The following is a 26725-nucleotide window of genomic DNA, read 5'->3' as shown; positions in this document are numbered from 1 at the left end:
TTATTATCCTTTTACTGATCCGGCGGTTAAACCACGAACAAAATATTTACCAGCTAATACATACACCACTAAGGTTGGTAAGGCGGCGATAATGGCACCAGCCATATCAACGTTGTATTCCTTAATACCAGTACTGGTGTTAACTAAGTTGTTAAGCGCGACCGTGATGGGCTGCGTATCTGAACCTGAATACACCACGCCGAACAAGAAATCATTCCAGATAGAAGTGAACTGCCAGATGACGGTGACCATGATGATCGGTGTCGATAACGGCAGCATAATCTTAAAGAAGATAGTGAAAAAACCTGCCCCATCTAGCTTGGCTGCTTTGACTAATTCATCCGGAATACCGACATAAAAGTTTCTGAAGAACAGAGTAGTAAACGCCAATCCGTAGATAACATGAACAAGCACAAGACCGATCGTCGTATTTGCTAAACCGAGTTTGCCAAGTGTTGTCGCCATGGGTAATAGAACAACCTGAAAAGGGATAAAGCAACCAAACAACATGGCGCTAAAGAAGAAGTTTGACCCTCTGAATTGCCATTTACTGATGATATAGCCGTTAAATGCACCTAACAAAGTGGACAGTGCAACAGCAGGAATGACCATCTGGAAGGAGTTCCAGAAATAGCCTTGAACGCCTTCACATTTCACACCCGTACAAGCACTACTCCATGCTTTTGACCACGCGTCAAATACCCACTCGGTAGGCAATGAAAGTAAATTACCTGCCTTGATATCGGGTAGCGTTTTAAGTGATGTTGTAACCATTACGAACAATGGCATTAAATAGATAACACAGAAGAAGAGGAGAACGGTGTAGATAAAAATTCTGCCAAAATTAAATTTAGTACTCATGATTTCTTCTCCCTAAGTTCTGAATAGAGATAAGGAACCAAAATGGCTAAAATTCCTGCCAACATCATCATGGCACTGGCGGCACCTAACCCGATTTGACCCCGAGTGAATGAATGTGCGTACATAAAGAGTGCGGGGAGATCAGACGAATACCCCGGCCCTCCTGCCGTTAGCGCGGTGACGAGGTCGAAGCTCTTGATCGCAATATGCGACGTGATAATAACGGCGCTGAAGACCACAGGTCTTAGGCACGGCATAATTATCTTGAAATAGATGGTCGGTAAGCTCGCCCCGTCTATCTGGGCTGCTTTGATAATGGAATTGTCTATGCCTCTGAGCCCCGCAAGGAACATGGCCATAACAAACCCAGACGATTGCCAAACTGCCGCTATGACTAAGGTGTATACCACCATGTCAGAATCGACTATCCAATCAAAAGTAAAGTCGGTATATCCCCAGTCACGCACCATTTTTTCAATGCCTAATCCTGGGTTAAGAATCCATTTCCAAGCCGTACCCGTTACGATAAAAGATAACGCCATTGGGTAAAGATATATGGTACGAATAGCGCCTTCTTGTCGAATGTTTTGATCTAGAAAAATGGCTAAGGCGATTCCAAGGGCAATGGCGATGACAATAAACATCACACCAAAAATACCAAGGTTAAGAATTGAGGTTGTCCAGCGATCATTGTCCATCAGCTTCTCATACTGAGACAAACCGACAAATTTGTAGCTCGGTAAAAATCGAGAATTGGTCACTGATAGAATGGCGGTCCAAAAGATGTACCCGTAAATGCAGACCACAACAACTAACATGCTTGGTGCAAGTACGATTTTAGGAAGCCAAACTTGTAGCTTGCTGCTAAAGCTTCGCTTAGGTACAGGTGGTGTGTTAGGCGAATTCAAAACACGCTCCATAACTAATCCTTAATGGTTCAAATTGCATAACATTTTGCATAATATGAGTATGATATTTGAGTGGGAAGACCGTGATCTGGGAGGTGACTACGATCTGAGTTCTCTTTGCAGAGAGCATTTAAGAAAGGCAGGTTTTTAGGCCTGCCAACTTAAATTACATGGCCGCTTTCACTGCTTTCGCAAGTTTTCCAGCCGCTTCTTTCGGATCCGCATTTTGATCGTTAAAGAAGTTAGTGACTACGTCGTAGATTGCACCTTGAGCGTAGCTAGTGGTAGACATACCATGAGCCATACTTGGTAGAAGGTCGCCGCTTTTCGCAGTTGCTTTGAAGTCTTTCATAGAATCAACAGCACAAGAGTCAAACTTAGACATGTCGGCATCCAAACGTACTGGAATAGAACCTTTGTTAAGGTTAAATACTTCTTGGAACTCTGGCGTTAAGATAGTCGCTGCCAATGCTTTTTGTGCTTTTTGTTGCTCAGGATCAGACAACTGGAAGAATGCAAAGCTATCTACGTTATGAGTAAAATGACCTGCGGTACCTGGAGCAGGTACACAGACGTAATCTTTACCTGGCATTTTGCCTGCGGCGGTAAATTCACCTTTCGCCCAGTCACCCATGATCTGCATTGCTGCTTCACCGTTGATAACCATCGATGTTGCTACGTTCCAATCACGTCCTGGAGAGTTTTTATCAATGTAGTTGTGCATTTTTTTGAATAGGCGGAATGTTTCGACCATTTTGTCGCCACTCAACGTATCCATATCTAGGTCGACAAAGGCTTTTCTGTAATCTTCGCTGCCCAATACACTTAGTGCAATTGCTTCAAATATTGTCGCGTCCTGCCAAGCTTGACCACCGTGCGCCAGAGGAATGTATCCTGCTTCTTTTAGCTTATCACCCACCATGAAAAACTCGTCCATGGTAGCGGGTACTTCAACGCCTGCTTTTTCAAATACAGCTTTGTTTGCCCACAACCAGTTTACACGGTGAACGTTAACAGGAACCGCTACATATTTACCATCAAATTTCATGATGTCAGCAACCATAGGTGGAACTAAAGAATCCCATTTGTTTGCCGTAGCAACATCATCTAGGCTAGCTAAGAAACCTAAGCCACCCCATTCTTGAATATCGTGTCCTTTAATTTGCGCTGCTGCTGGTGGGTTACCAGATACTGCGCGAGTTTTAAGAACGGTCATGGCACTTGTACCAGAACCACCAGCGACAGCGAAATCTTTCCAAGTATGACCTTGTTCTTCAAGCATGTCTTTTAGTGCTGATACAGATTTAGCTTCGCCACCAGATGTCCACCAGTGAAGCACCTCAACTTCGCCAGCGGTTGCAAATTGGGTAGCAGAGAGTAGGGATAGAGTAAGTAGGGTTTTTTTAATGTTCATCGTTCTCATCCATGGTTTGAATTATGATTATTATGTAGTGACTGGATATTAATTATCCTTTCGACATTTAGATTAATAATAAAAAACACATTAGATTGAAACAAAGAGTAACGTGAATGTAACAAGTCCGTTACACTAGTGAGAGAGGTTCCGTGGTATAAGGATCTCCACGGAGAAGCCACCTTCTGATAAGTTTCTCAGAATGAGATCTCCGCCGTGTGCATGTAGAATATTGCGGCATATTCCAAGGCCTAGCCCGTGTCCATCGCGATCTTTTGCTATCCGGAAATAGGGTTCAAACACCGTTTCTAACTTATCTTCCGGGATACCATTACCTTCATCTTGGATGGTTAGAGATAACCGATTCCGGTTATCTTTTGGGATGACTACGACGCGGTGACCATATTTAACACCATTTTCAATGAGGTTGCTTAATAGGCGTTTAATCGCAAGTGGTTTACCCACAATTGGCCGAATAGACATCGACGGAATATAGACCCGATTGGATTGCTGATTGTAAGATTCTGCAATAGAAAGCAGGACTTCTTTTATATCGATAACCGCGTTGTTTTCATGAATGTCAGTATCTTTAACGGTTTGAAGTGCACCTTTAACCATCATCTCAAGTTCGTCGAGATCGTTATTGAATTTATCACGCTCTTCATCTTCTTCTAAAAGCGCAGTTCTTAGCCTAAGCCTCGTAATGGGGGTTTTTAGATCGTGGGAGATGGCTGAAAAAAGTGTTTCTCTGTCGTTTACATATCGACGAATACGCTGTTGCATTCGATTGAATGCACGCGTAGCGGTGACCAGTTCATTCGCGCCTTCTTCAACCAGTTCCGGTTGGTCGATATCCATGCTCATTTCATTCGCGGCTTTAGCTAGGTTATTGAGCGGCCTAACTTGCCTACGAATAAGCGGGTATACCAACAACATCAACGTGGTAGTAGACAGCAGTAAAAAAAGCAGCTGTTGAGAACCAATGATTGTGTCATCTAAACTGACATAAGGTGCAGGCAGAAGTGCCGCGATATAGATCCACTCATCACTTTCTAATTGAATTTGTACCACGAGGATAGGCGGTTTGATCGGATCCAACGTGAGGGTGTAATGGGCCCACGATTTGGGCAGGTCATCTAAGAAGATATCGTTTTTTAAGATTCGTAGATGATCCGGTTCAGAAAACTCTACGATGATTTTTTTAACATGATTTAATTTTTTGTCGAGTACGTCTTGAACGGAAGCCACGGCGATTTTTTCTAAAAAATTGTCCGGGATAGTATCTACTTTAAGCTGCTCTTTATTAAATGAGACGAAGAAGCGGGTTCCCCCCATGTCTCTTATTTGATCTAGAATGATGTGTCGATACTCTACCGGAAGAGATTGAAAAAAATTGATGGTAGAAGCAAACATAGTTGCCATACTTGCCGAGGTAGAGCCGATGCCGTCTATTTCTCTCTGCTTAGATTGTGAATACCAAATGGATGTCGCGATACCTTGAGCAAAAATGACGGCAATAAGCGTAAGCCAAAGTGTTCGCGCAACCAGTGAACGCGGAAAGAAAATTGTCTTCATTAAATTAATGCTCGTAGCTTACAGGGGCTGTAAAAATATAGCCGTTACCACGCATGGTTTTGATGTATTGATGTTGCTTACCATTGTCGCCAAGTCGAGAACGCAGACGACTGAGTTGTACATCAATACCTCGTTCGAATGGCAACGCTTCGCGGCCACGCGTGGCACAAGAAATGGTATCGCGATCTAACACCTCGTTAGGACGAGAAAGAAACAACATTAGTAGCGCAAAATCACTACCGGACAACTCAAACTGTTCATTGGTTTCTTGATTGATTAAACCATGGGCTAGTGTGTCTAAATGCCAGACTCCAAAATTAATTGCTTTTGGTAATTTGTCTATATGACCTTCTTCTTCGAAATGGGTACGACGTAACACCGCCTTTATACGGGCGATAAGTTGGCGGGGGTTAAAAGGTTTGGCAATATAATCATCGGCCCCAATTTCCAGGCCGATAATTTGGTCTGTTTCATCTGAAACCGCCGTCAGCATGATAATAGGAACGTTAGAGGTCTTTCTTACTTGTTGGCACAGTTCAAATCCATCATCCCCAGGTAGCATAACATCGAGAAGAATTAGTGTCGGATAGCCATGCGCTTGTAAATGCGCATACATCGCCTCACCGTCTTCCGCTACGGAAACATGATATCCAGATTTAGTAAGATATTTGTCGAGCAAATCTCGTATCTCGTGATCATCGTCAACGACCAAGATATGCGCCTGTTCCTTCATTTACGTTCCTTCATTTGCGGTTAGTTTTACAGAACATGATTCTAACGAGCATTAAAAATAAGGTGATGATTTCCCGTCGAAAGTATGAGCTGAGTGACGTGTTTTTTAACAGAATTTGATCTGCTTCATGTTGAGAATAGTTCTAATCTAAATTAAATAATAGTCTATCATTATAAGCATCGTTTAATTGGAGTGGAGATAGGATGAGAACAGAGCAAAACAGCCAGGCTATAATCGATTTTTGGTTCAAAGAATGCACACCAGAAATGTGGTTTAAGAAAGATCTTGAATTTGATCAGGTGATCCAGAATCGCTTTATGGTGTTACATCAACAGGCAAGTCAATGTGAATTATTCCAGTGGAGGAAGACAGCGGAAGGACGATTGGCCGAAATTATCGTATTAGATCAGTTTTCCAGAAATATCTTTAGAGATACGGCTCTCGCCTTTGCGACCGATACACTTGCATTAGCTTTAGCTCAAGAGGCCGTGATTGGCGGTTATGACCAACAACTTGACGTCGCCGAAAGGACGTTTCTTTATATGCCTTATATGCACAGTGAATCTCAGAGTATTCACCAAGAAGCGTTAAGGCTTTTTAAAGCGCTGGGGAAGACGGGTAATTTAGATTTTGAGATGAAACACAAGGTGATTATTGATAGGTTTGGCCGCTACCCACATCGAAATGATATTTTGGGACGAGTATCAACAGAAGAAGAGCGTGCGTTTTTGAAAGAGCCGAATTCTGGTTTCTAATTTCAACTCTAACGAGGACCTTATGTGTCCCCGTTTGTCCGTCATCGCTCTCTGTCTTTGTACCAGGGATAAATCATTTCTTTTTTTTCTGACGCTTAATTATAATTTTTTCGACGAGTGTTTTCTGTTTCTTAGAGACGGCCTGTTTATGCACTACTTTTTGTAGAATTTCAGACAGGAATGCTCTCTCCCACAAAGTAAATGATTCAAAGTTGAGCAAAATAGCATCATTAAGCTTTGTGAAAAATTTATGGTCATCCATTTTAAACCTTTGATTAAGTTTAGCTCAGTGGCTCTAGAAAATACTTATCTACAAACGGTGATGTCATTGCGGATAAAAGAGCGCTGTAATCTAATTGAAATTGAATTTTTTGTCCTACAACCAAGGAACCTTTAGAGGTCTCAATAAGTAGGTGATCACTTGTTGATGATACAATGCTTATTCCAGTCGGAGGTGTTAGCCCAGAAACACAAACGTCTTGTCGTCCTAACGCGAGAATAGCTTGTGATACAAAGCCTCTATCATGGACCTCTTGTTTTTCTCCAAACGCATTCGCGGCCTGTTTACCCCAAGGTAAAGAAGGCTTAACTTTAGATTCGATAACTTCCGCAGTAAGTGTGACAACGTCGCTAAATAAACCTGCTATTTTTTCTTGATATAAAGGCTCACAACCTAAGAAAATAGCTTCGCCCAGTCGAAGATGATTCACCCGTGTGGATCTTGCATTCTTTAATGCCCAGTCAAGGGAGGCGGAGTTTCCCCCTGAAATTACGTCCAATTTAATATTGAATTTTCTTTCAATTTCGTCGGCAAGAGTAGACAACACCATCATATTATCATCATCGGGTGCGACACCATATCGGCAGGCAAGATTGGAGCCTATGCCCTTTAAAATAATATTAGGTAAATCAATCGCTTGCCTTACAAAATTCATTAGGTCTTCTGGCATAACGCCTTCCCGAAGATCGCCTAGCTCCACCATCACAATAATGCTGTGTGTAATCCCAAGCTGGCTGGCTGTTTTGGAAAGCTGTTGTACCACCGATATTTCAGTATTAAGACTGATATCACAATACTGAATAACATCAGAAACCTGACTTAGCATTGGCGAACGAATAAGCATTGTAGGCAGTATCATACCTGATTGCTTCATTTTTATTATGTTCTCGACTCTAGAGTCTGCAAGTATGTTCGCACCGGATTCTATTAATGCTTGAGCAATAATGGGGTGACCCAAACAAACTTTCGTTACTGGTGTCACGGCTATCTTTTTTAAACCGAGTTGATAAATAAGAACTTTAGCATTATGAGATATTTTTGCGCAGTCGATTTCTAACCGGGGGTAACTCAACGTTCAATCGTCATTTTGCTTTCCAAATAAGGAAAAGCAGACAACACCATCTCTACAAGTTGACTTGGAGGTTGAGTTAATGCGTCGGTTGTTGGAATACCTAGTTGAGTGGCGTGGCTATCGATTGATGAGCGTATTTTATCTGCTGGCATTTCCTCATGATTGAGTGTTAATCCTATTACTGATGTGTCAGAAAAAGTTTCAATAAGATGTATCTCTGAGGCGACAGATGGCATTGCCATTTCTGGAAAGTCTATGCGGTTGATACGTTTAGGTGAGTGTTGCAATATCACTCCAGTCGGACAACTACCACGAAGTATAAATGAACTGGTTGAGAATGCGGGATGGCTTAACGCACCTTGGCCTTCAATAATAATCAGATCAGGGTTTTCTTGTTCGTAGGCGTCAACTATGACTGATTCTAGTTCTCCAGCACAAAACTGAGAAGGCACAGCATCCAAAGCAACACAATAAGCCGCACCTTGAATTATGCCCGTTTGGCCGGTTGCTATCATGACAACATTGAGGCCCTTTTCTCGTAGTATGTTGGTTAATATTGTTGCGGTTGTACGCTTACCGATAGCACAATCTGTTCCCATAAGCGCAATACGTGGGCATTTTACATTGTGAATTTTGCCGCTAAATGTCTTTAAATCTTCTTTGTTTTTAGGCTTACGGATATCTATTATTTTAACGTTGTGTCGTCTGCTGGCTTCTGAAAATATTGGGTCGTCAGTTAGAAATTCATGTAACCCATTAACAATATTCATGTTTAGTGACATCGCATTAAGGATGATTGCTTTTTCCAGTTCAGATAAGATTCCGCTGGATGGCGCTATACCAAAAATGAAGTAATCAGGTTTGCTCTTTGAATGTGCCATTGCATGTTCAATGCTTGAAACAATAGGAATATTGTTTTTTTCTTCACCAAGCACTTCACCTGAATTCATACCGGCTGTTTCGCTATCTATTACAGAAAGAATTTGGTATTTCTGTGAGTGTCTTACAAGTCCATTCGCCGTTTTGCCATCAATCTTACCGAACTGGCCTTCGCAATAAACTATCGCGGTTGGTATTGATGTTGAAGGTGAGATAATCGGAGAGGTGTTCGTTTTTTCTGGTACTAAGTTTGACATTATATGGCCTAATAAATTAGGGCTTAGAAGGGCGACTATAAAGTGCCGAGATAAGACATCGGAAAAGTACAAGAGGTCCCTACTAAGCGGTAGGGAGAGCTGTACACTAACACAGGTAAACTTATATTGTTGTGACTTGAGATGAAAGAGATTAAGGCGTTGAAGTTAAGGAAAATTAAAGTGCCTGTCCTTATCATTGTCTCGATATTGCTTGGGTTTAAATAACCTGAATCTGTTATTATCGTCAATGCTATCAAACGGAATTTCTAAAAAGGAAGGTACACATGACTATTACTGGGGAGTGTTTCTGTGGTGGTATAAAGTACCAGTTAGACGGAATTTTATATGATGCTCGGTCATGTCATTGTTCACGGTGCAGAAAGGCGTTTAGTGCTCAGGCCTCGGCTTATGCATTGGTGAACCAGAGCGAATTTAAGTGGCTTAGTGGCGAAGAACTGTTGTCTTCTTACATTGGGCAACATGGGTTTGGTCTGCAGTTCTGTAGCAAATGCGGATCAACTTTAACGGGTGTTTTTAAAGATGAAGTACATGGCGTTACTTTGGGCTGTGTCAATGGTGACCCTAAGGTTCAGTTGAGTCGCCATATATTTGTCGGGTCAAAAGCCTCATGGGAAGTCATTGCTGATGGTGTACGCCAATATGATGAACTCCCACCAGACAATGTGCTTTAGCAGAGCAAGTTAAATCTGATTCACGACGGTTTAAAGGTATTTATTTCATTCGCACTCGTCGCAGTCAGATCACCAGCAGGATTGATGATATGCGGTAGGATTTTAGGTAAATTAAGTTCGATATCCTTATTTACTACTGCACCTATCACGTCGTTATACCAACCTAACAGTCCAAGAACGGCATAACCAATTGCATCATCGCTTTCGCGGTGCTCGAGAATGATCTGCAAGAAACGTAAGACAGCTTTATCGTTTGATTTGGCTTGCTTTACCGTTGTTCGGAAGATATCTGTTGCTTCAGCAATTAAACCTTCAAATTCGGTCTCTATTGAAACCTTAAAAGAACCGCTATCAACGGAAATTTTCATATTAACTCAACCAATTGTTCTAATTGTGGGAATACTAGCGAAAAAGAGAAGACTTGTCCTTAACTGACCTACAAAATCATCTCTTATTTGACCTTTAATTAATTGGTTTGATGACATCACACTGAGAGTTTAGGCATTTGAAAACTATTCACAATTATTTAAGTATACGAGATACAGCTTTGCATCTCTTATCTCAGTTTTGACTTGTCATTGAGTTTTGATTAATTAGAGTCGGATAAAGTAAGAAGGGTAACGTGGAATTAAAAAAAAGACCCCTTATGAAAGGGGCCCTTGTTTAATGGTAATTTAACCGTTTGTTACAGGTGTAAATGCAGTCAAGTTAGGCACCTCACCAGTGTACTTCTCAATTTTAACTAGAGCCGAGTTACCAGCACAACCGTTACCCAAACGTGAAGACGGTATATCACTAGTCAGTACGTTGACCCCCCCGTTTTTACATAGCCCGGTTTTAGGATCCAAATCAGGCCAAGCACCTTCGTGGATACAGACTGAACCTTGCTTGATTCCATCTGTAACTAATGCGCCCACAAGTACCTGACCACGGTCATTGTAAGCACGAACTAGATCACCGTTGTTAATACCACGGCTTTTTGCATCCTCGGTATTAATGGTTATAGGTTCACGGTTAGCAATCGCGTATTCTTCACGAAGTTTGGCATAATTAAATTGACTGTGTAGACGATGAGCGGCATGTGCTGCCATCAGTTGAAGTTCATCTTTCTTAGCACTTCCACGCCACTCTGTTGGTTCTAGCCAAGTAGGGTGAGCGGGACAATCTTCTAAGCCATATTTTTCAATGGTTTTTGAGTAGATTTCAATCTTACCTGAAGGTGTTCCAAGTGGGTTCATTACAGGATCTTTACGGAACTCTGCATGACGAACAAACTGCGCCGCTTTCTTGTTAAACTTCATTTCTATCAGTTCATTGGTATCCCAGAACTTACCAAAATTAGGCATACGGATGCGCGCCGCGCGACCACCTTTCTGTGCCGTTTCGTAGAAACCTTTCAGCCAATCCATCTCCGTTTTCCCTTCGGTATAAACGTCACGGCCACCAGATTTTATTAGCTCAGCCATATCCGCAAATACGTCAAAGTCATTACGTGCTTCACCTTGAGGTTCAACCGCTTGCTTCATTGGGATAAGGTGTTGATTACTATAGTCACCCGTCATCGTCATATCGTTACGTTCAAATGACGTCGTGATAGGAAGAACAACATCCGCATGCTTCGCCGCAGCCGTCCAATATATCTCAGAGATAACCACGAGTTCGGGTTTTTGCCATGCTTTGATTAAGCGATTTGTATCTTGGTGATGGGTAAAGTTACCGCCACCTGCCCACCAGATCATTTTGACTTCAGGGAAGGTGAGTTCTTGGCCATTATGTTGATATTTCTTACCTGGGTTTTCAAGCGCTTCTACAATACGCGCCACAGGGAATGCATTGACTGCACCAGAAACCGCCCAATCGTTACCTGCTGAAGAACCACCACCGATAGACGATGATATCGCTGGAAGTACGCCGGCATCACGTGTTGGATTACCACCGTTTGAGTAATGGTACGAAAGACCAAATCCACCACCAGGTTGACCAATCTGCCCTAGCATTGCAGCGAGAGTAGCGAGCATCCAGTGACGTTGTTCACCAAATTGCTGACGTTGTACGCCCCAGCCACTCATTAGCATTGTTCTGTTTTTACTAAAGATATCAGCCAGAACTTCCATTTGTTTCGCTGGAACGCCGGTAATTTCTTCTGCCCAAGCGGGTGTTTTCTCGATGCCGTCTTCTTTGCCCAACAGGTACGCTTCAAATTTATCATAGCCTGATGTGTATTTGTCTAAGAAAGCTTTATCGTGTTTTTTGTTGCTAATGAGTGAGTGCGCGACACCCATCATCATAGCAACATCTGTCATAGGGTTTGGCGCTATCCATTGTGCATTATCGCCGAAGAACTCAATGGTTTCAGAACGCATTGGGTCAATACAAATGATAGTCTTGCCAGACTTCTTCAACTGATGGAAGAACTCTAATCCTGACTCATCTGTAGACGACCATGCAATCTTCAATGTGTTCATTGGGTTTAAACCCCAAAGAACGACGACGTCACTGTGCTCAAGAATAACGGGGTGCGTTGTCTGCTGTTCATAGACTTCAATCGACCCCATCACGTGAGGCATAATAACCTGTGAGGCACCAGTAGAGTAATCACCCAGATGCCCAGAGTATCCCCCGGCCATACCCATATAACGTTGAAGCAGTGTCTGTGCCTTATGTAGCACACCACTAGAGCGCCAACCATAAGAGCCAGCAAACACGGACTCAGCACCATTTTCTTCACGAATACGCATGTGTTGTTCGTGGATCAATTTATAGGCTTCATCCCAAGAAACGCGAACGTAGTCATCGTCACCACGTGTGCCTTTCGGAGCCGTTGGGTTTTCCAAATAGCTTTTACGAACCATTGGATACTTAATACGTGCGTTTGTGTGTACTTGATCCGGGCCAGTGGTTTGTAGGCTGTTCGGAACGGTTCTCGCCAGAGCGCCTTTTGTTGAAACAAGTTTGCCATCTTTAACTTCTGCGATCATTGCACCCATTCGACCTGCGGTGAGCACACCATCACCTTTTTGTTTTGCCATTGCTTGCATTGGCACAATGCTGGTAAATACTAGAGTACCAGCTGCCATACTCGTTCCCTTTAGGAAACCTCGACGTGAAATGTTGTTCATAGACATTATTCCTCTTCTCTCGTTCGCAATTGTTTGTAATTATTCGTTAATGACCAACCACATCTTTAGCGTGGCTTTGGAAAAACTTGGTTAAAATTTCTAAGTTTAATTCGGTAATATCGGTTCGTTCACCCATGCTTTTAGCGACAGGGCCCCATGCGTTAACGGTAAAGTGATGACCCGGTATGATTGAGTGGCAGGCTGCACAATAAACATTGTCCAATTCTTCTGCGTAGCTCCATAGAGGATCAATTGAATCAAGAACCGCGGCGTCCGTTGTTGCTTGAAGTTCAGCGGTACGCCAAGCGTTGCCGTATTCGTCTTCTGCAAACTCCCCAACTTTGAGTGCGGCTTGGCCTTTGTCAGTTAGCTTTGCAATAATGGCGCGTTTGCCTTCTCCCACATAAAGGACTTGCTCTGCACCTTTCATCTGATAACCAGAAATTTGAACCGTTCTGGAGTTAGCGTCATTAGAAAGTACAGTGAGTTCTACAGTCGGATTAACCGTACCAAGGTCACCAATAGAAATAGTATCGATTGGATAGACTTTTTGAGCATCAGGTTTCGTAGCATTGGTGAGTTCAATTAGGTTGTCATACGCTTCACTACTCATTTCAAGCTCTGGTGGGAAATGAGCGACACCTTTATGACAATCGATACAGGTTTGGTTGTTTTCGATACCATATTCATGCATTTTTTGTGCATTTTCAGACTGTTCATAGGTGTCCATTGCATCATAGCTGTGACATGAACGACAGGTAGCGGAATCATTTGCTCGCATTTGAGCCCATACGGTCTCGGCCATCGCTAAGCGATGGTTTTCGTATTTTTCTTCCGTATCAATTTTTCCCGTTACGAATTCGTGGTAGATGTCTTTGGATGCTCTTATTTTAGTAATAACGTAATCGATAGGGTCGGAAGGGATATGGCAGTCAGAGCATTCTGCTCTTATTCCTTTTGCGTTACTGAAGTGTTTAGAACCTTGGTATTCTTGGTAGGGGGCGTCCATCGTGTGACATGAAACACAGAATTCTGTGCTTGATGTAAGATGCATTACAACAGCAGTACCACCAAGACTAAACCAGCCAATAATGACGCCAATAATTGCAATAAACGCGATAGACCATTTTTTGAATTTCATAGTAAGAGAATGTATTGGTTAAAAATTGAGTGTATACCTATTTAGGATTAGCGAAATAAGAATAAATCACAAAATAAGTTATTTATTCTTATTAAAATCATTAAATTTGAAGTAGACGACATATAATGCTATATAGTCAGTTAATTCAATAGGTTAAGAAATCAACACTGTTTTTTATGGGCCCGTTATAATCACTCTAATATGAGATTGGTTAGAAGAATGGCAATGTCGTCAGGTATTTCCTGCCCTTGTTTACTTTGCTCCTTTTACTTCGTAACTGATAGTAAAAATGATAGCATGCTCAGACAGTTAACCTCAGAGAGATAAATACAAATGTCGATTCAAAACCCGGTAATTAAGGACGTGTTTGTTGCTTTTCAAGTCATACCTAGGTTGAGAGAAGGTAACAACTTTGAGGTCGTCGATAAAGCGATAGAAGTTGTCAAAGCCGCGAATGTGCCTTACCAAGTAGGCGCAATGGAAACCACAATGAAGGGTGAACTTGATCAATTACTTGATATTGTGAAGTGTGCTCAACAAGCATGTTATGACGCTGGTGCTTTAGAAGTGATTACAAATATTAAAATTCATAGCAAAACGGAATCGGTGACGGATACATTTTGCACATATGACCGTGGTGTGACGCCGGCCAACCATATGTTTGTAAACAAGTAATATCGCGCGCGTTCCGCTTATGAATTCAGGTTACTACCGATGACGGGAATACCGATGACGGGACAGGCACTGCAAAGTTCAAGTACCGTTCAAGAGGACAGACGCTACAAATATTAATGAATACGGGTAGGTTACTCGTCTAAGTCCTCAATATGATAACGATCAGTTTTAGCTGTTAATGCGAAGTTTATTGTTGTTGTCGCGACTGCTTCGGATAAGATCATCGCCTTGAGTGATGTCGTCTGATTTTGATAGTCGATCATATAACAGAACATTAACCGACGCTGCTAGGTTCATGCAGCCAACAGTGGGGACATAAACCACATGGTCGGCCCTATCTGCGATTTTCTGATTGATAGACCCATCTTCTGGTCCGAAAATATACATCGCTTTTTTAGGATGCTGAAAGTTGGGCAGAGGTGTTGCGCCTTCTGCTAACTCGATACAAACAATTTTCATATCGGATGGCAGATCATCAAATAGTGAATCCACACCAGTTAATGAAATGGAATGTACAGCGGATTTAGTATCCGTATTTAACTTGACTGCACGGTCATAACGTCGACCAGTATACCTCACAGCATCTGCTTGGTAGCATCCCGCCGCTCTCATTACGCCGCCAACGTTCACTGGGCTTTTTGGATTAACTAATCCTATAATCGTGTTGGTATCTTTCATGTCGCGTATCTATGACCTAACGTTGTCTAGCAAGGGTCTACCTTGTAAAGGGGCGCATTCTAACAAAACGGATGAAAATTCAAAAGGACCAATCTGTTGGTCCTTTGTTTACTTATGCGCCGCCCATACGGTGGTATTTATGATCTTAATATCGAAAGAATCAATAAAATTATATTTTATTTTATTTCTTTGATATTTATTCTCTTACCTACGGATTTATTTGGTTGTACTTTATTAGAAGAGCATCCACCACTAAGGGAACATCCAATACATTTTATTCCTTTGCGTTTCTCAATAATTATTTTAAATATTGAGAGCGCAATAATTAAAATAATAGTTAACGCTACAATTATATTTGCCATTGGCTAATCCTTAAGAAGAACATAGATCTAAATGTTGTTCTTCTTTCTTTGCGCCTTTATTTACTAGGTACATCAGAATTCCGACCAATATTAAGGAAGCGATAAGACCATATACAAATCCTTGACCTAATACACCCGTTGTGATGTAACTTCCCACCTGATAAGTTGTAAAAGCCGCGACATAACCAATGCCAAATTGGAATGCTACGCCTCCCAACAACCATTTTTTATCTTCTAACTCGGCATTCATCGCACCTATCGCTGCAAAACATGGGGGAGTGAAAAGATTAAATATGAGGTATGCGAATGCAGCGACTGAGGTCAATCCCATAACACTGGCAACGTCCGCGCCACCAGAAACCAATGCAAGCTCTTCTGTATCGATGAAGTTGGTAATGCCATATACAACGGCCAATGTTCCGACTACATTTTCTTTTGCAATAAAACCTGTGATTGCCGCTGCGGCCAATTGCCATGCACCGAAACCAAGTGGTATTAATACAAAGGCGAAAGGAGAAGCAAGACCAGCCAAGATACTTGTGTGCTCCGCACCTTCTGCAACAACTTGAAACTGCCAGTTAAATGTTTGCATAATTTGCACGGCCGCGTTGCATAGCAAGATGATGGTTCCTGCTTTAATTATGAAAGCTTTCGCTCTTGACAATGTAGAGACCGCAGCTCGTTGAATACTCGGAAAACGGTATTCTGGCAATTCAAGTATGAAAAATGATCTTGAATGTCTCTCGCCGGTAATTCTAACCACCATCAGTGCGCCAAATATAATGAGTGCAATACCCGCAAAATACATCGTAGTGCCAACCCATGCTGCATCGTTGAAAAAGACACCTGCAAATAAAGCGATTACTGGTAGTTTTGCACCGCAGGGCATGAATGGGGTTAACATCGCAGTCGTTCTTCGTTGCCTTTCATTTTTTATAGTTCTTGTTGCCATGATTCCTGGAATTGCACAACCTGTGCCTATAACCATCGGAATAATAGATTTCCCCGAAAGTCCTACTTTTTTGAAGAAGCGATCCATAATGACAGCGACGCGAGCCATGTAACCACTATCTTCAAGTAATGCCAGTAAGAAAAAGAGAACCATAATAAGAGGTAGAAAGCCAATCACCGCACCCACGCCACCAATAATACCGTCTAGCAGTAAAGCGCTTAGTAGCGGAGAGACATCATCACCCAATATACCTTCTACAAAAGCGTAAAGTTCGTCTATCCAACCAACAAGGATATCCGCCAAAATTGGACCCAAATGAGTTTGTGATATAGAGAAGACGCACCACATAACGACAGCAAAAATAGGTAGTCCAAACCATTTGTGTGCTAAAACTCTGTCAGCGACATCTTGATTAGTTTTTACTGTGCTTTTTGTCGATCTGTTTTCGGTTTTTCTAACCAATTCTTTTACAAATTCAAAACGCTCAGTATCGGAAGACTCAACTGATTCCGCATCTCTTAAATTGACGTCTTGACTACTAAACGGCACTGATTGAGGCTGCCCTTTAAGCTCAATCGCTTTTTTGACAAGGTTATCTAAGCCATTGTCACTACTTTTTGTAGACGTTGTTTCTACCACGGGGCATCCGAGAGTTTCGCTTAATAACGTAATGTCAATTTCAGTGTTTTTCTTCCTGGTTAAGTCACTTTTATTTAGGGCGACAACAACGGGAATACCAAGTTCTAAGAGCTGAGTTGTAAAAAAAAGGCTTCTATTTAAATTTGTTGAATCAACGATATTTAGAATGACATCCGGCTTTTCATTTTTGACAAAATTTCGAGTGATCGTTTCTTCTGACGTAAACGGAGACATGGAATAGGCACCGGGTAGGTCAACCGCTATAATGTCTTGGTTTGAATGGTTGATTGTCGTTTTTATTAGCCCCTCTTTTTTGTTAATAGTGACCCCGGCCCAATTGCCAACACGTTCTATTTTTCCAGTAATGGCATTAAAGAGTGTGGTTTTTCCGCTATTGGGATTACCTGCTAATGCAATTTTCAAAGTGTTATCTTCCCTATTTAAACATTGAGTTAGTCTTGGCCAACTCATCGTTCTTTGATTAATTAAATCAACATGACTATTTTCGCTAAATCCAAGTCAATGCTGTATCTGGCGTCTTTTACCGCAATTACATAAGTGTCCGATAAAATAGATATAACGGTTACTGACTCACCTTTAAAACAACCTAATGTAAAAAGGAAATGCACCATTTCTTTATCATCTGGAATTATATTTTTAATTTCATATTCTTTATTTAGCTTTGCTTCAGATAAGTTTTTGATGTCACGGTGAACGTTTATGTTCTTATTCTTAGCTTGCAATAACTTGGCTAACTTATCTGGCATTAGACTAAAAATGGCTTGGTTCAAAATTCCATCTCCCAAAGTGGCAATATAGCCTAGAGTTCTTGCTTTCAGCATTGATTGAGTCCGATCAAATGAATGGACTCAAATCGCAATGATTGTCATTTGATAAAGTTAATCTAAATGAAAACAATTATCATAACAATAACCCCTAGAGAATTTGTGGCTAATCTAAGTGGATTTATGCGGTTCATTTGATGTAGATCAATTGCGTAGTATTGAATGGGGACATACGCCTTACGGACAGTTACAGAGCAGTTATAGAAGTTATAGAAGTTATAGAAGTTATAGAAGTTATAGAAGTTATAGAAGTTATAGAAGTTATAGAAGTTATAGAAGTTATAAGAAGTTATAGAAGACACACACTTAACGAGGAACTGATAAGTAGGATTATTTGGTTCATTTGAAGTGAGGTTATTAATAGAGTGAACTGTTTATTAGTTATTACGTGTAATGCACTTGAATACTTTATTATTTTCAGGTGTAAAGCAGGGTGGGGTGCATGTAAAACGACAGGTGAAGGCAAGTCGAAAATACTGGGTGATAGGTTAGGTCGGAAATTTAATTATCCAAGAGGCTGTAACAGATTCTGTGTAACTGCCATTTAGTTAACGTGTTTCTCGACACGGTCTTCGAACTCGATGATAAACCGACTCATCGCCTGACGCCAGTTTTGAATGGGCATCGTCCATTTCTTACTGGCATCTTTAATGGCTAGATAAACCATTTTGGTTGCGGCTTCATCACTGGGGAAGATTTTTCGTTTCTTCAAAGCCTTACGTATCACACTGTTGAGTGACTCAATCGCATTAGTCGTATAAATCGCTTTTCGTATGTTTGCTGGGTAGTTGAACAGGGTATTTAAGTTTTGCCAGTGGTTACGCCAAGATTTTGTGATTTGAGGGTATTGCTCATCCCAAGAGTCACCAAATCGCTCCAATTCAAGTAATGCTTCCTCCTCTGTCGCTGAACGGTACACACGTTTTAAATCAGCGGTAACCGCTTTATAGTCCTTCCATGAGACGTATTTTAAGGAATTACGCACCATGTGAACGATACACAGTTGTATGTGTGTTTCGGGGAATACAGTATTAATGGCATCGGGAAACCCCTTTAGGCCATCAACACAAGCGATAAGGATGTCTTCAACACCACGCTGATTAAGCTCTGTCAGAACATTGAGCCAGAACTTCGCACCTTCGTTCTCCGCTATCCACATGCCCATTAATTCTTTTTGCCCGTCAGTATTAATGCCAAGGGCTAGGAAAATAGATTTGTTGATAATACGTTTGTCCTGACGCACTTTCTGACGCACTTTAATCACAATACAGTCTAGATAGATGATGGGATATAAGGCATCAAGCGGACGAGATTGCCACTCTACAATTTCATCGATAACAGCATTAGTCACGCGAGAAACTAGGCTTGGTGATATCTCAGCGCCGTACCATTCATCGAAGGCATTAACGATGTCACGCGTGCTCATACCTTGCGCGTAGAGCCACAAAATTTTATCGTCCATAGAAGTAAAACGGGATTGATGTTTCTTTACGAGTTTAGGGTCGAAAGAGCCATTTCGGTCACGTGGTGTATCGAGTTCGAATTCACCATCTTCGGTTTTAACTCGCTTACTGCTCTTCCCGTTGCGGCTATTGGTTGTTTTAGATTGATGGCGCTTTTCATAGCCAAGATGCTCATCCATTTCAGCGTTGAGTGCTGCCTCAACAGTGATCTTTTTGAGCATCTGACTGAATTCATTTAAGTCTTCGGGACTTTTAATTCCTTTAGCCGCTTCTTTAGCAAAAGCTTCAAGTGCTTTCTTATCCATGTTGTCTATCCTTAGCCATTACGGCATTAAGTGTAGACAGTTACACAGAATTTAGGACAGTCTCTTATCCAACCGAAAGAGATGAATTCTTACCTTTTTCATATGTAACTTTGCGACCTTTGCGTGGCAATGACATCCAACAGCGGTTACGCCGTATCGTTCTAATTGAGTGCAGGCTTTAAGCCAGGTCGTTTTTGCTATACCAAGCCTTTGTAATATAGGTGGGAGTGACGCCTTTAACGTCGCTTTGTTTTCTCGATACTGTCGTGCTGTCCAATCAACTAACTCAATATAATCCACCAATCGGAGAGGAATGCCGTGAATGATCTTATTGGTTGAGTTACCGACGAAAGGGAACAGGAAGTGGGCTTTCTCTTTTTGCTCTTTTAATGCTTGTAGCCTGACTTTTATTGATGTGAATTCTGAGGTTTCAGGTTTCTCTGCGATACCTGCTTTTAGTGGATTAAGATCGACATAAGCCATGGCTGCCAAGAGTGCTTGCTCATCCAATAGAGCTTGGCTTTTAAAACGACATTCCCAAAAATGCCCTTTGCAGTTGTCCTCTTGATTTGCTTTTAAGGCAATATCGTAATTGAGTTCTTTCATAAACCAGCTTAAATCCCATAAACGATTTCGCCATGATTCGATAATTCTTAAGCACTCCTTTTCTTCTGCTCCAGTTGTTATTTGATGGGAAAGCCAACGTTGAATCAATGCAGGCAATTTATGACTGAGTTGCCAGCGCTCAATCACTTGATTAGACGACAACCCGAGAGCCTCATCACGATTCATATGCAGTACCAAATGATAATGGTTACTCATAATGGCGTAAGCGCAGATATCAATGCAGTAAAGTTGAGACAGAGCTTCAATTTTAGATTCAATCCAAGCGCGACGATGTTCATAGCTCTGTTGAGTATACGGGTCGACGCCACATAGAAAACTGCGTCGAACACAGCGAGAGACACAGTGGTAATAAGGTGTCGATTCAATAGAAACCAGTTGTTTACGGGCAGTGGTCATAAGGCAATCCATATGTGATAAAAATAGATACGGATAAGGTATCCCTTAAGGGAAATGAAGCCACCTCAAATAATTTAATTTGAGATTGACTTAGTATAAATTCATTCTTTGGTTAAGCTTTCGGGCGTGTGTCCTAAACATAAATAGGGCGTGTGTCCTAAACATAAATACACCTATTTACTGCAGTGATCATTAGGGAATTGAGTTTTATTTCAATATCGACAGATATTTAAGGTATAACATTCAACGGACAAATCGCTAGTTAATCCATTTTATAATGACTGATACTATTATGCTGATAAGAAGAGTTAAAATTGAAGAGTTAGATTCCGTTTATCTCATGGGGTATGACGTTTGGGGTGAAGACTTGTCACTAAACGAGTACTTGCTTGAGTGTCGAAATAGTTCTAAGTACAAATTAGGTTGTTGGTATGTACTTGTCGTAAATGACAAACCCGCTGCTTCCTTAATCGTGTATTCGGGCCAATTTGGGTTAGTGAAACATTGTTATGGTATTGGTTCTGTCGCGACAGACAATGAAATGAGAGGCAAAGGTTTTGCATCATATTTGGTTCAATCGGTGACGCATCAATTGTTAAATGAAGAAAAGGCTAGGGCTGTCTTTCTACATAGCGATATTAATACTGAGTTCTATGAAAAACTAGGATATCAGTGTATTCAAAGTACAAGCTGTATGGTGCATCTAGATCAATCGTCAAACAGTTTTGAAGATTCAATTCCTTCATACTTTTAGTTAATAGTTCGTATGTGGTCTACAATCTGTACTCTCTTAATGAAGGAATATGTGCTGCCAAGTACTCATTCAAGGATGATTGATGGATATCGATATATACCAAGTAGACTCGTTTACATTGGAACCATTTAAAGGAAATCCAGCAGGCGTCTGTATCATGGAACGTGGTCTTGATGAAAATATGATGTTTGCCATTGCGGCTGAAATGGCCGTTTCTGAAACGGCATTCTTGTCACTAGAGGATATGAGGCTAAGATGGTTTACTCCGAAAGTAGAAGTAGATCTATGTGGTCACGGAACGCTGGCTGTTGCACATATTTTGAAAGAAAATGGTTTAGTTGTTGCTGGTGAAGAGTTGTCATTCAACACTCTGTCGGGTGTTCTGCTAGTAACCGTTGAAGAACACTATATCGAATTGGATTTTCCAGCTCCGATTATTGCTGTTGATACGGCTCTAAGTTCTGACATGTTGAACAGTATCGGTATACATTCTGATCAAATTGTATCCAGCGGTATTTTTGACTCTAAAATTCTGATAGAAATGGATAGTGAAGCTGATCTGTTATCACTCAATCCGAACTTTGACAGCTTGAAGAGATTACCCGGTCGTGGGGTGGTGGTAACGGTTAAATCGGCATCGAATAGTATTGACTTTAAGTCTCGCTATTTTGCCCCTTGGGTAGGAATAAATGAAGATCCTGTCACAGGTTCCGCACATTGTGCCTTAGCAGTTCATTGGGGGAAAAGGCTTGATAAGTCTAGACTCAGAGGCTATCAAGCATCCGATCGAGGAGGGATTGTTGAGGTAGAATTATTGCCTAATGAAAGGGTTAAATTGATTGGTAATGCAGTCACCGTTATTAAAGGAACGATGAGGGTATAAACCGTAGTCAGAAGGTACGGGAGAATTCGTTGAAACACTTAAAGTGCAGAAATATAAATAAATTAAGGGAAATAAATGTCATACCAACTGATACTAATATGCATTGCCGCTTTGATTTGCATTGGTATACTTTTACATCACCCGTCGCGCACTTTTGGTATTCCTTCTTTGCTGATTTTCATGGGCGTTGGCTTACTGCTCGGTAATGGTGAGTTCGATTTTGTTTACGATAACCTTCAGATAACATCATTAGTAGGAAGCATCGCCCTCAATATTATTGTTTTCGTGGGGGGCCTCAATACGTCGACAGCGAGCGTTCGTATTGCTTATCGTGAAGGTGGCGTTTTATCCACTCTGGGTGTGCTTCTCACGACACTATTTTTTGCCATTTTGCTTTCATTTGTATTGGAACTGTCATTCATCCACTGTTTATTATTTGCGGCTATTGTTTCCTCGACAGATGCCGCTGCCGTGTTCTCCATTCTAGAATCAAAAAAACTCAAGTTGAAGGAACAGACGGACACAGTGCTTGAATTTGAGTCCGCCACCAATGACCCTGTCGCACTTATCCTAGTGGTGCTTTTGACTGAGTTGGCGCTTGCACCCAATAATCCCGTTTCGATGACTGTTATCGGAACTGAGTTACTTGTCCAAATCTCAAGTGCATTGATTATTGCTTATCTGGTTGGCCGGCTCAGTGTTTGGTTGCTTAACCATATCAAATTGGAAGAATACGGGCTGATACCTGTATTTATTCTTTCTAGCTTTGTTCTAGCAACTTATGGCAGTGAGTTTGCTGGTGGTAACATTTTATTAGCATCGTATGTTGTTGGAGTAGTGATCGGTAATGGTATTAAACGCGGTAGAGAAATAAACAAACACTTTTTTAATAGCTTGTCATGGTTAGCTCAGGCGTTAATGTTTATTGTGCTTGGCTTACAAATTTTCCCACATCAGTTATTTGATGTTCTTTGGCTCTCTCTACTCCCTGCTATATTATTAATATTAGTGGCGAGACCTTTAGCCGTCCAAGTTTGCTATTTACCGTTTTTTAAAGCTAGTTGGAAAAAGAGGCTGTTTATATCGGCTATAGGTTTAAAAGGAGCGACACCTATCGTATTTGCTTTGATCCCTGCAGCCGCGGGTGTTAGTGATGCTTTGACCATAGTCAATATGGTTTTCTTCATCGTACTTATATCTGTATTTGTTCAAGGTGGTGCTATCGAACCATTGGCAAAAAAGTTACAACTCAATAATGAATAAGTGTTTAAATTTATTACGTCGTTAATGACGAGTACATCAGCGGGAGGTCTTCAGTTAAGAGTGTTCGTTTCTCCCGTCTGAGTTCTTGCTATTCAATGGCTTTGCTAAAGCAGGGATTGAATCATAAATTATTTGAATGTGAGTCCATGTTTTTCCAAGCATAGGCGTTTGCACATGGGATAGATTTTGTGACACACGGTAGGTTTTAAAGGCATTGCTAACATCTAATGAATTAGGTATAAAGCCGTATCGATCTTGAACTGCACAAACTTAGGTACCCATGAACAATAACCAAGAGATGATTGCCTACCTGCGCGAACGTATTCCAACGTTCGAATGTGTACCGGGCTGTCATGATTGTTGTGGACCGGTAACAACTTCTTCGGAAGAAATGTCGCGATTACCGAGAAAAACGGACGCGCAGCATGAAGCCGCATTGAATGAATTTAATTGCGTACACTTAGGTCCTAACGGTTGTAAGGTGTACGAGGAACGACCTCTGATTTGCCGAGTGTTCGGCACAACACCGAATATGCCTTGTCCAAACAAATGCCGACCGGAAGAGATGATCGATTCGAAAGTTGAGCGTCAGATCCATCATTACATCAGGAATACACGGCAAGTGTTGGTGTAAGTGGTCACGACTTGTTTAAAATTTAAGTCGAATTCGTTCTAGCCATTATCGGATAGTGAGAGGCTTATAAATCCAGATGTGCCTCAATAAGCACTACTATTTAAATCTGTTTCTCAAGGACAAATGTTTCTCAAGGACACACATGAAAGGATTTCTTAAAGGTCGGACAATTTTGGTCTTGTTTGTTATTACAAATATTGTTTACCTTACAATGTTATTTTATTCCATCCCTACATTAGTTGGTTACTCCGAAGGAGTGGATATATTCTATATGTCTCCTTTGGGTTACAGCTATGCGGAAGCTCAGTTGCTTTTAGGTACACTCGGAGAAGAAGGGCGAAATTTTTATCGTTATACACAATTACTGCTCGATTCAGTTTACCCTGTATTATTTGCTGCTACCTATAGCCTACTGATGTTATGGGTAATAAATTTTGGTCGATTGAAGTTAATAGTGTGGAGGGGGTTATCTTTACTTCCATTGCTTGTTGGAGTGTTTGATTACTCTGAAAACTATTTTGTATTCAAAATTCTAACCAGTTATCCAGAAGTGCCAGAACGCTTAGTGTCATACTCAAGTGCAATGACGATCAGCAAAAGTATGACCACGACCGTTTTTTTTGTGGGGTTACTGTTTGCATTCTTCGCAACAACAATAAATCGGATTAAAGACAAAAAAGCCGTGATGAAAAGATAGAACTAAAGCGTGTGTCTTTACTTTCGTTGACTTCTTAATTTCATTATCACTACAATTTACTTGCTTCACTACCTCTTGGGAAACACACTTTAGTAATGCGATGTTGTCGGTGATCTGTTTGGTTGACTCATGAGTCCGTACGTATTGCACCTGTATTTGGCGATACGCTATTTCGAAAGCTCTTTGGTTTTCATAAAAAATTCGAGTTCGGTAGCGTAGTTGACTTTCGTTTCTTTAAGATTTTTTATTTTCGCTTTGATGATGTTTAGATTATTTGTTGCAGATTCGTAGTTTTTGGTGGCTGATTTGTAGTCATCATATTGATCTTCGTCGTTACAGTAGCCAGCTAACTTCTCCCAATTGTACTCTAAATTGCGTCCATTTTTCTTTAATGCTTGCAGCTTAATATTGATTTCTTCAACGCGATCTATTTGTGCTTGTGTGTTGGTAATAAATCTTTCGACGGATTTTCTGTCCACGTCATTATTCATGTGCCACATGGCGCTGTACTCTTTTAAAGTATATCTATTGTGGATAAACGCTGATGGGTTAGTTTTTATTTCATATTCATCAATTTCCCGAAGGAGCTGCTTGTAGCTCTTTACGGTTTTGTTGAATAAGGTACTAAGCTTATCCCAGTTACTGTCACTGCAGTAGTAGGTAGTCGCGTTTGCACTTTGCGTAAAAGTGATGAACAGAATGAACAATAGTATTTTTTTCATTTTAGGGTTATCTCTTCCCTGACTTTAATGTGTCTATTTTACGGTACTCCTACCGACATTTCCTTGAGATTTATCAGCGATACGTAGCAATGATATAGATATCTAACTCCATACCCGAGACATGGATATGTCGATCAGCAATTAGCCTATATAACGGCTTTATTGCGGCCACCAATCTTTGTTTGGGTCACTGCTTTCTATCCACGCTAATTCTTCTCGAGCTTCTAAATATAGTTGTAATCCGTTATACGATGCGAATGCAGCGGCTCCACCTAAATGCTGGAACTCATCAAAGTAATTATCTTCTAAGTGGCACAGATCAGATAGAGTATGAGCGCCTTTCTCCATCGCCCACTTGATTGCAAATATTGGAGCAACAGTGCCTGAAACGGACACATCCATAATGGGTTGGTTATCGGCACTTCTTGAGTGTTTATTAAAAGCGACTTCCCGTTTCTCAGTCTCTTGAACGGTAATTTCATGAATGATTTTGGCGCGTTGAGCGTTAGAAATACGTTTATTCAATTTTGCTATTTTCAAAGCATAATCAAATCTACTTGGTGTAACAATTTCCACAAGTTGAGTGAGTAATTCCTTGTCGATAGCCGTTGCAGTAGCAAAGAAATTGATACATGTGTTTAATGACAAATAGTTCGTACCTTCAAACTCAAAACCACTTGTATCATCAATGGCATCTAATGGAAGATCGTCAATACTGACGACCCAACCTTGAAATGTCACTCTCTGTTTTGCAATTTCATACATACGCCATGCACTTCTACCAAAACCACCTAATATTGAACCTGAAAAATTGCTGTCTATGATCTCTTGCTCCGTCCAGTTTTCTCCTATGGCTAGGTGCTTGGTGTATTTAAATATAAGAGCTTGCTTGATGTAGGAACGCAACGCCCAAATCGACGTTAAGTCGCTAGGATATTTGATAGAGTTGCATTCATTACATATTGGTATCGCTAATAAGGCGTGTTCCAAATTCAAGCTTGAGTTAGCGTTATCTGGAAAATGTAGACTTGTAGAGCATGGTTCTCCACAAAACCAGCACGTATGCCGACAATCAAATGGTATATCTATCGATGTATGGGAATGGGTTTGCATAGTGCTTTTGAACTTATTCTGATGTAAGCAG

The 26725-nt window shown here is 41.1% G+C and carries 26 protein-coding genes; 8 read left to right on the top strand and 18 right to left on the bottom strand.

Features of this window, described 5'->3' with window-relative positions:
* Positions 1-3: 3 nt before the first annotated feature.
* The 5 genes from L3V77_RS18745 to L3V77_RS18725 all read right to left on the bottom strand — a co-directional run bounded on the left by L3V77_RS18745 (position 4) and on the right by L3V77_RS18725 (position 5491).
* Positions 4-861 (bottom strand): carbohydrate ABC transporter permease, encoded by an 858-nt coding sequence (locus L3V77_RS18745; protein ID WP_275137770.1) that lies wholly within the window; start codon positions 859-861, stop codon positions 4-6.
* Positions 858-1781 carry a sugar ABC transporter permease gene (locus L3V77_RS18740; protein WP_195706184.1) on the bottom strand — a complete coding sequence of 308 codons (924 nt, stop codon included), beginning with the start codon at positions 1779-1781 and terminating at the stop codon, positions 858-860. Before L3V77_RS18740 ends, L3V77_RS18745 begins: the two co-directional genes overlap by 4 nt.
* A gap of 154 nt (positions 1782-1935) precedes the next feature.
* Entirely contained in the window at positions 1936-3183 is a 1248-nt protein-coding gene (locus L3V77_RS18735; protein ID WP_275137769.1) for an ABC transporter substrate-binding protein, read from the bottom strand.
* A 135-nt stretch (positions 3184-3318) separates the two neighbouring features.
* Positions 3319-4758, bottom strand: coding sequence for an ATP-binding protein (locus L3V77_RS18730; protein ID WP_275137768.1), 1440 nt, complete (start codon positions 4756-4758; stop codon positions 3319-3321).
* Between the two features lie 4 nt (positions 4759-4762).
* On the bottom strand, positions 4763-5491 hold the full coding sequence (locus tag L3V77_RS18725; RefSeq protein WP_275137767.1) for a response regulator: 729 nt from the start codon (positions 5489-5491) through the stop codon (positions 4763-4765).
* A 203-nt stretch (positions 5492-5694) separates the two neighbouring features.
* Between L3V77_RS18725 and L3V77_RS18720 the strand changes: the two genes are divergently transcribed.
* A complete protein-coding gene (locus L3V77_RS18720; RefSeq protein ID WP_275137766.1) occupies positions 5695-6246 on the top strand; it encodes a DUF924 family protein in 552 nt (183 codons plus the stop codon).
* A gap of 281 nt (positions 6247-6527) precedes the next feature.
* On the opposite strand, the gene L3V77_RS18715 is transcribed toward L3V77_RS18720, so the two are convergent.
* Positions 6528-7598, bottom strand: coding sequence for an alanine/ornithine racemase family PLP-dependent enzyme (locus L3V77_RS18715; RefSeq protein ID WP_275137765.1), 1071 nt, complete (start codon positions 7596-7598; stop codon positions 6528-6530).
* Complete coding sequence (locus tag L3V77_RS18710) at positions 7595-8734, bottom strand: DUF1611 domain-containing protein (protein WP_342752108.1); 1140 nt, start codon at positions 8732-8734, stop codon at positions 7595-7597. The genes L3V77_RS18715 and L3V77_RS18710 overlap by 4 nt, the downstream gene beginning before the upstream one ends.
* A 284-nt stretch (positions 8735-9018) precedes the next feature.
* Between L3V77_RS18710 and L3V77_RS18705 the strand changes: the two genes are divergently transcribed.
* On the top strand, positions 9019-9426 hold the full coding sequence (locus L3V77_RS18705) for a GFA family protein (protein WP_275137764.1): 408 nt from the start codon (positions 9019-9021) through the stop codon (positions 9424-9426).
* 20 nt (positions 9427-9446) lie between these two features.
* Here the strand turns inward: L3V77_RS18705 and L3V77_RS18700 are convergent, their stop codons facing one another.
* The 3 genes from L3V77_RS18700 to L3V77_RS18690 all read right to left on the bottom strand — a co-directional run bounded on the left by L3V77_RS18700 (position 9447) and on the right by L3V77_RS18690 (position 13686).
* The gene (locus L3V77_RS18700; RefSeq protein ID WP_275137763.1) at positions 9447-9794 is read right to left on the bottom strand and encodes a hypothetical protein; all 348 of its coding nucleotides are present in this window, start codon (positions 9792-9794) and stop codon (positions 9447-9449) included.
* A gap of 306 nt (positions 9795-10100) precedes the next feature.
* Entirely contained in the window at positions 10101-12545 is a 2445-nt protein-coding gene (locus L3V77_RS18695; RefSeq protein ID WP_275137762.1) for a molybdopterin guanine dinucleotide-containing S/N-oxide reductase, read from the bottom strand.
* Positions 12546-12591: 46 nt separating this feature from the next.
* Positions 12592-13686 carry a NapC/NirT family cytochrome c gene (locus L3V77_RS18690; protein WP_275137761.1) on the bottom strand — a complete coding sequence of 365 codons (1095 nt, stop codon included), beginning with the start codon at positions 13684-13686 and terminating at the stop codon, positions 12592-12594.
* 333 nt (positions 13687-14019) lie between these two features.
* On the opposite strand from L3V77_RS18690, the gene L3V77_RS18685 reads away from it, so the two are divergent.
* Positions 14020-14361: a thiamine-binding protein gene (locus L3V77_RS18685; protein ID WP_275137760.1), complete on the top strand. Its 342-nt coding sequence runs from the start codon at positions 14020-14022 to the stop codon at positions 14359-14361.
* A gap of 168 nt (positions 14362-14529) precedes the next feature.
* On the opposite strand, the gene L3V77_RS18680 is transcribed toward L3V77_RS18685, so the two are convergent.
* From L3V77_RS18680 to L3V77_RS18655, 6 genes are all read right to left on the bottom strand, one after another.
* On the bottom strand, positions 14530-15039 hold the full coding sequence (locus L3V77_RS18680; protein ID WP_275137759.1) for an RNA methyltransferase: 510 nt from the start codon (positions 15037-15039) through the stop codon (positions 14530-14532).
* A gap of 176 nt (positions 15040-15215) precedes the next feature.
* The gene (locus L3V77_RS18675; protein ID WP_275137758.1) at positions 15216-15401 is read right to left on the bottom strand and encodes a FeoB-associated Cys-rich membrane protein; all 186 of its coding nucleotides are present in this window, start codon (positions 15399-15401) and stop codon (positions 15216-15218) included.
* A 10-nt stretch (positions 15402-15411) separates the two neighbouring features.
* Complete coding sequence (gene feoB / locus L3V77_RS18670) at positions 15412-17415, bottom strand: ferrous iron transport protein B (protein WP_275137757.1); 2004 nt, start codon at positions 17413-17415, stop codon at positions 15412-15414.
* A 62-nt stretch (positions 17416-17477) separates the two neighbouring features.
* Positions 17478-17834, bottom strand: coding sequence for a FeoA family protein (locus L3V77_RS18665; protein ID WP_275137756.1), 357 nt, complete (start codon positions 17832-17834; stop codon positions 17478-17480).
* Positions 17835-18381: 547 nt separating this feature from the next.
* The gene (locus tag L3V77_RS18660; RefSeq protein WP_275137755.1) at positions 18382-19605 is read right to left on the bottom strand and encodes an IS256 family transposase; all 1224 of its coding nucleotides are present in this window, start codon (positions 19603-19605) and stop codon (positions 18382-18384) included.
* Between the two features lie 51 nt (positions 19606-19656).
* Positions 19657-20628: a transposase gene (locus L3V77_RS18655; RefSeq protein WP_275137754.1), complete on the bottom strand. Its 972-nt coding sequence runs from the start codon at positions 20626-20628 to the stop codon at positions 19657-19659.
* Positions 20629-20920: 292 nt separating this feature from the next.
* On the opposite strand from L3V77_RS18655, the gene L3V77_RS18650 reads away from it, so the two are divergent.
* The 5 genes from L3V77_RS18650 to L3V77_RS18630 all read left to right on the top strand — a co-directional run bounded on the left by L3V77_RS18650 (position 20921) and on the right by L3V77_RS18630 (position 24859).
* Positions 20921-21382, top strand: a complete 462-nt coding sequence (locus tag L3V77_RS18650; RefSeq protein WP_275137753.1) for a GNAT family N-acetyltransferase — start codon at positions 20921-20923, stop codon at positions 21380-21382.
* Between the two features lie 82 nt (positions 21383-21464).
* Entirely contained in the window at positions 21465-22265 is an 801-nt protein-coding gene (locus L3V77_RS18645; RefSeq protein WP_275137752.1) for a PhzF family phenazine biosynthesis protein, read from the top strand.
* A 75-nt stretch (positions 22266-22340) separates the two neighbouring features.
* Positions 22341-23528, top strand: coding sequence for a potassium/proton antiporter (locus tag L3V77_RS18640; RefSeq protein ID WP_275137751.1), 1188 nt, complete (start codon positions 22341-22343; stop codon positions 23526-23528).
* Positions 23529-23808: 280 nt separating this feature from the next.
* Positions 23809-24162, top strand: coding sequence for a YkgJ family cysteine cluster protein (locus L3V77_RS18635; RefSeq protein ID WP_195706200.1), 354 nt, complete (start codon positions 23809-23811; stop codon positions 24160-24162).
* A gap of 142 nt (positions 24163-24304) precedes the next feature.
* A complete protein-coding gene (locus tag L3V77_RS18630; protein WP_275137749.1) occupies positions 24305-24859 on the top strand; it encodes a hypothetical protein in 555 nt (184 codons plus the stop codon).
* A 167-nt stretch (positions 24860-25026) separates the two neighbouring features.
* On the opposite strand, the gene L3V77_RS18625 is transcribed toward L3V77_RS18630, so the two are convergent.
* Positions 25027-25581: a hypothetical protein gene (locus L3V77_RS18625; RefSeq protein WP_275137748.1), complete on the bottom strand. Its 555-nt coding sequence runs from the start codon at positions 25579-25581 to the stop codon at positions 25027-25029.
* A 159-nt stretch (positions 25582-25740) separates the two neighbouring features.
* Positions 25741-26694, bottom strand: a complete 954-nt coding sequence (locus L3V77_RS18620) for a hypothetical protein (protein WP_275137747.1) — start codon at positions 26692-26694, stop codon at positions 25741-25743.
* Positions 26695-26725: the final 31 nt, after the last annotated feature.

The sequence above is a fragment of the Vibrio sp. DW001 genome, assembly GCF_029016285.1.
GTDB lineage: Bacteria > Pseudomonadota > Gammaproteobacteria > Enterobacterales > Vibrionaceae > Vibrio.
This window is presented reverse-complemented; position numbering and strand designations above follow the sequence as displayed.

What these genes read in the sequence shown, in the direction of transcription:
- L3V77_RS18665 (WP_275137756.1), bottom strand. Translation starts at nt 17,834, where the DNA reads ATGCTGAAAGCAAGAACTCTAGGCTATATTGCCACTTTGGGAGATGGA.
- L3V77_RS18695 (WP_275137762.1), bottom strand. Translation starts at nt 12,545, where the DNA reads ATGAACAACATTTCACGTCGAGGTTTCCTAAAGGGAACGAGTATGGCA.
- L3V77_RS18630 (WP_275137749.1), top strand. Translation starts at nt 24,305, where the DNA reads ATGAAAGGATTTCTTAAAGGTCGGACAATTTTGGTCTTGTTTGTTATT.
- L3V77_RS18645 (WP_275137752.1), top strand. Translation starts at nt 21,465, where the DNA reads ATGGATATCGATATATACCAAGTAGACTCGTTTACATTGGAACCATTT.
- L3V77_RS18680 (WP_275137759.1), bottom strand. Translation starts at nt 15,039, where the DNA reads ATGAAAGATACCAACACGATTATAGGATTAGTTAATCCAAAAAGCCCA.
- L3V77_RS18740 (WP_195706184.1), bottom strand. Translation starts at nt 1,781, where the DNA reads ATGGAGCGTGTTTTGAATTCGCCTAACACACCACCTGTACCTAAGCGA.
- L3V77_RS18690 (WP_275137761.1), bottom strand. Translation starts at nt 13,686, where the DNA reads ATGAAATTCAAAAAATGGTCTATCGCGTTTATTGCAATTATTGGCGTC.
- L3V77_RS18635 (WP_195706200.1), top strand. Translation starts at nt 23,809, where the DNA reads ATGAACAATAACCAAGAGATGATTGCCTACCTGCGCGAACGTATTCCA.
- L3V77_RS18685 (WP_275137760.1), top strand. Translation starts at nt 14,020, where the DNA reads ATGTCGATTCAAAACCCGGTAATTAAGGACGTGTTTGTTGCTTTTCAA.
- L3V77_RS18620 (WP_275137747.1), bottom strand. Translation starts at nt 26,694, where the DNA reads ATGCAAACCCATTCCCATACATCGATAGATATACCATTTGATTGTCGG.
- L3V77_RS18720 (WP_275137766.1), top strand. Translation starts at nt 5,695, where the DNA reads ATGAGAACAGAGCAAAACAGCCAGGCTATAATCGATTTTTGGTTCAAA.
- L3V77_RS18745 (WP_275137770.1), bottom strand. Translation starts at nt 861, where the DNA reads ATGAGTACTAAATTTAATTTTGGCAGAATTTTTATCTACACCGTTCTC.
- L3V77_RS18640 (WP_275137751.1), top strand. Translation starts at nt 22,341, where the DNA reads ATGTCATACCAACTGATACTAATATGCATTGCCGCTTTGATTTGCATT.
- L3V77_RS18650 (WP_275137753.1), top strand. Translation starts at nt 20,921, where the DNA reads ATGCTGATAAGAAGAGTTAAAATTGAAGAGTTAGATTCCGTTTATCTC.
- L3V77_RS18710 (WP_342752108.1), bottom strand. Translation starts at nt 8,734, where the DNA reads ATGTCAAACTTAGTACCAGAAAAAACGAACACCTCTCCGATTATCTCA.
- L3V77_RS18675 (WP_275137758.1), bottom strand. Translation starts at nt 15,401, where the DNA reads ATGGCAAATATAATTGTAGCGTTAACTATTATTTTAATTATTGCGCTC.
- L3V77_RS18700 (WP_275137763.1), bottom strand. Translation starts at nt 9,794, where the DNA reads ATGAAAATTTCCGTTGATAGCGGTTCTTTTAAGGTTTCAATAGAGACC.
- L3V77_RS18655 (WP_275137754.1), bottom strand. Translation starts at nt 20,628, where the DNA reads ATGACCACTGCCCGTAAACAACTGGTTTCTATTGAATCGACACCTTAT.
- L3V77_RS18625 (WP_275137748.1), bottom strand. Translation starts at nt 25,581, where the DNA reads ATGAAAAAAATACTATTGTTCATTCTGTTCATCACTTTTACGCAAAGT.
- L3V77_RS18705 (WP_275137764.1), top strand. Translation starts at nt 9,019, where the DNA reads ATGACTATTACTGGGGAGTGTTTCTGTGGTGGTATAAAGTACCAGTTA.
- L3V77_RS18735 (WP_275137769.1), bottom strand. Translation starts at nt 3,183, where the DNA reads ATGAACATTAAAAAAACCCTACTTACTCTATCCCTACTCTCTGCTACC.
- L3V77_RS18660 (WP_275137755.1), bottom strand. Translation starts at nt 19,605, where the DNA reads ATGGATAAGAAAGCACTTGAAGCTTTTGCTAAAGAAGCGGCTAAAGGA.
- L3V77_RS18725 (WP_275137767.1), bottom strand. Translation starts at nt 5,491, where the DNA reads ATGAAGGAACAGGCGCATATCTTGGTCGTTGACGATGATCACGAGATA.
- L3V77_RS18730 (WP_275137768.1), bottom strand. Translation starts at nt 4,758, where the DNA reads ATGAAGACAATTTTCTTTCCGCGTTCACTGGTTGCGCGAACACTTTGG.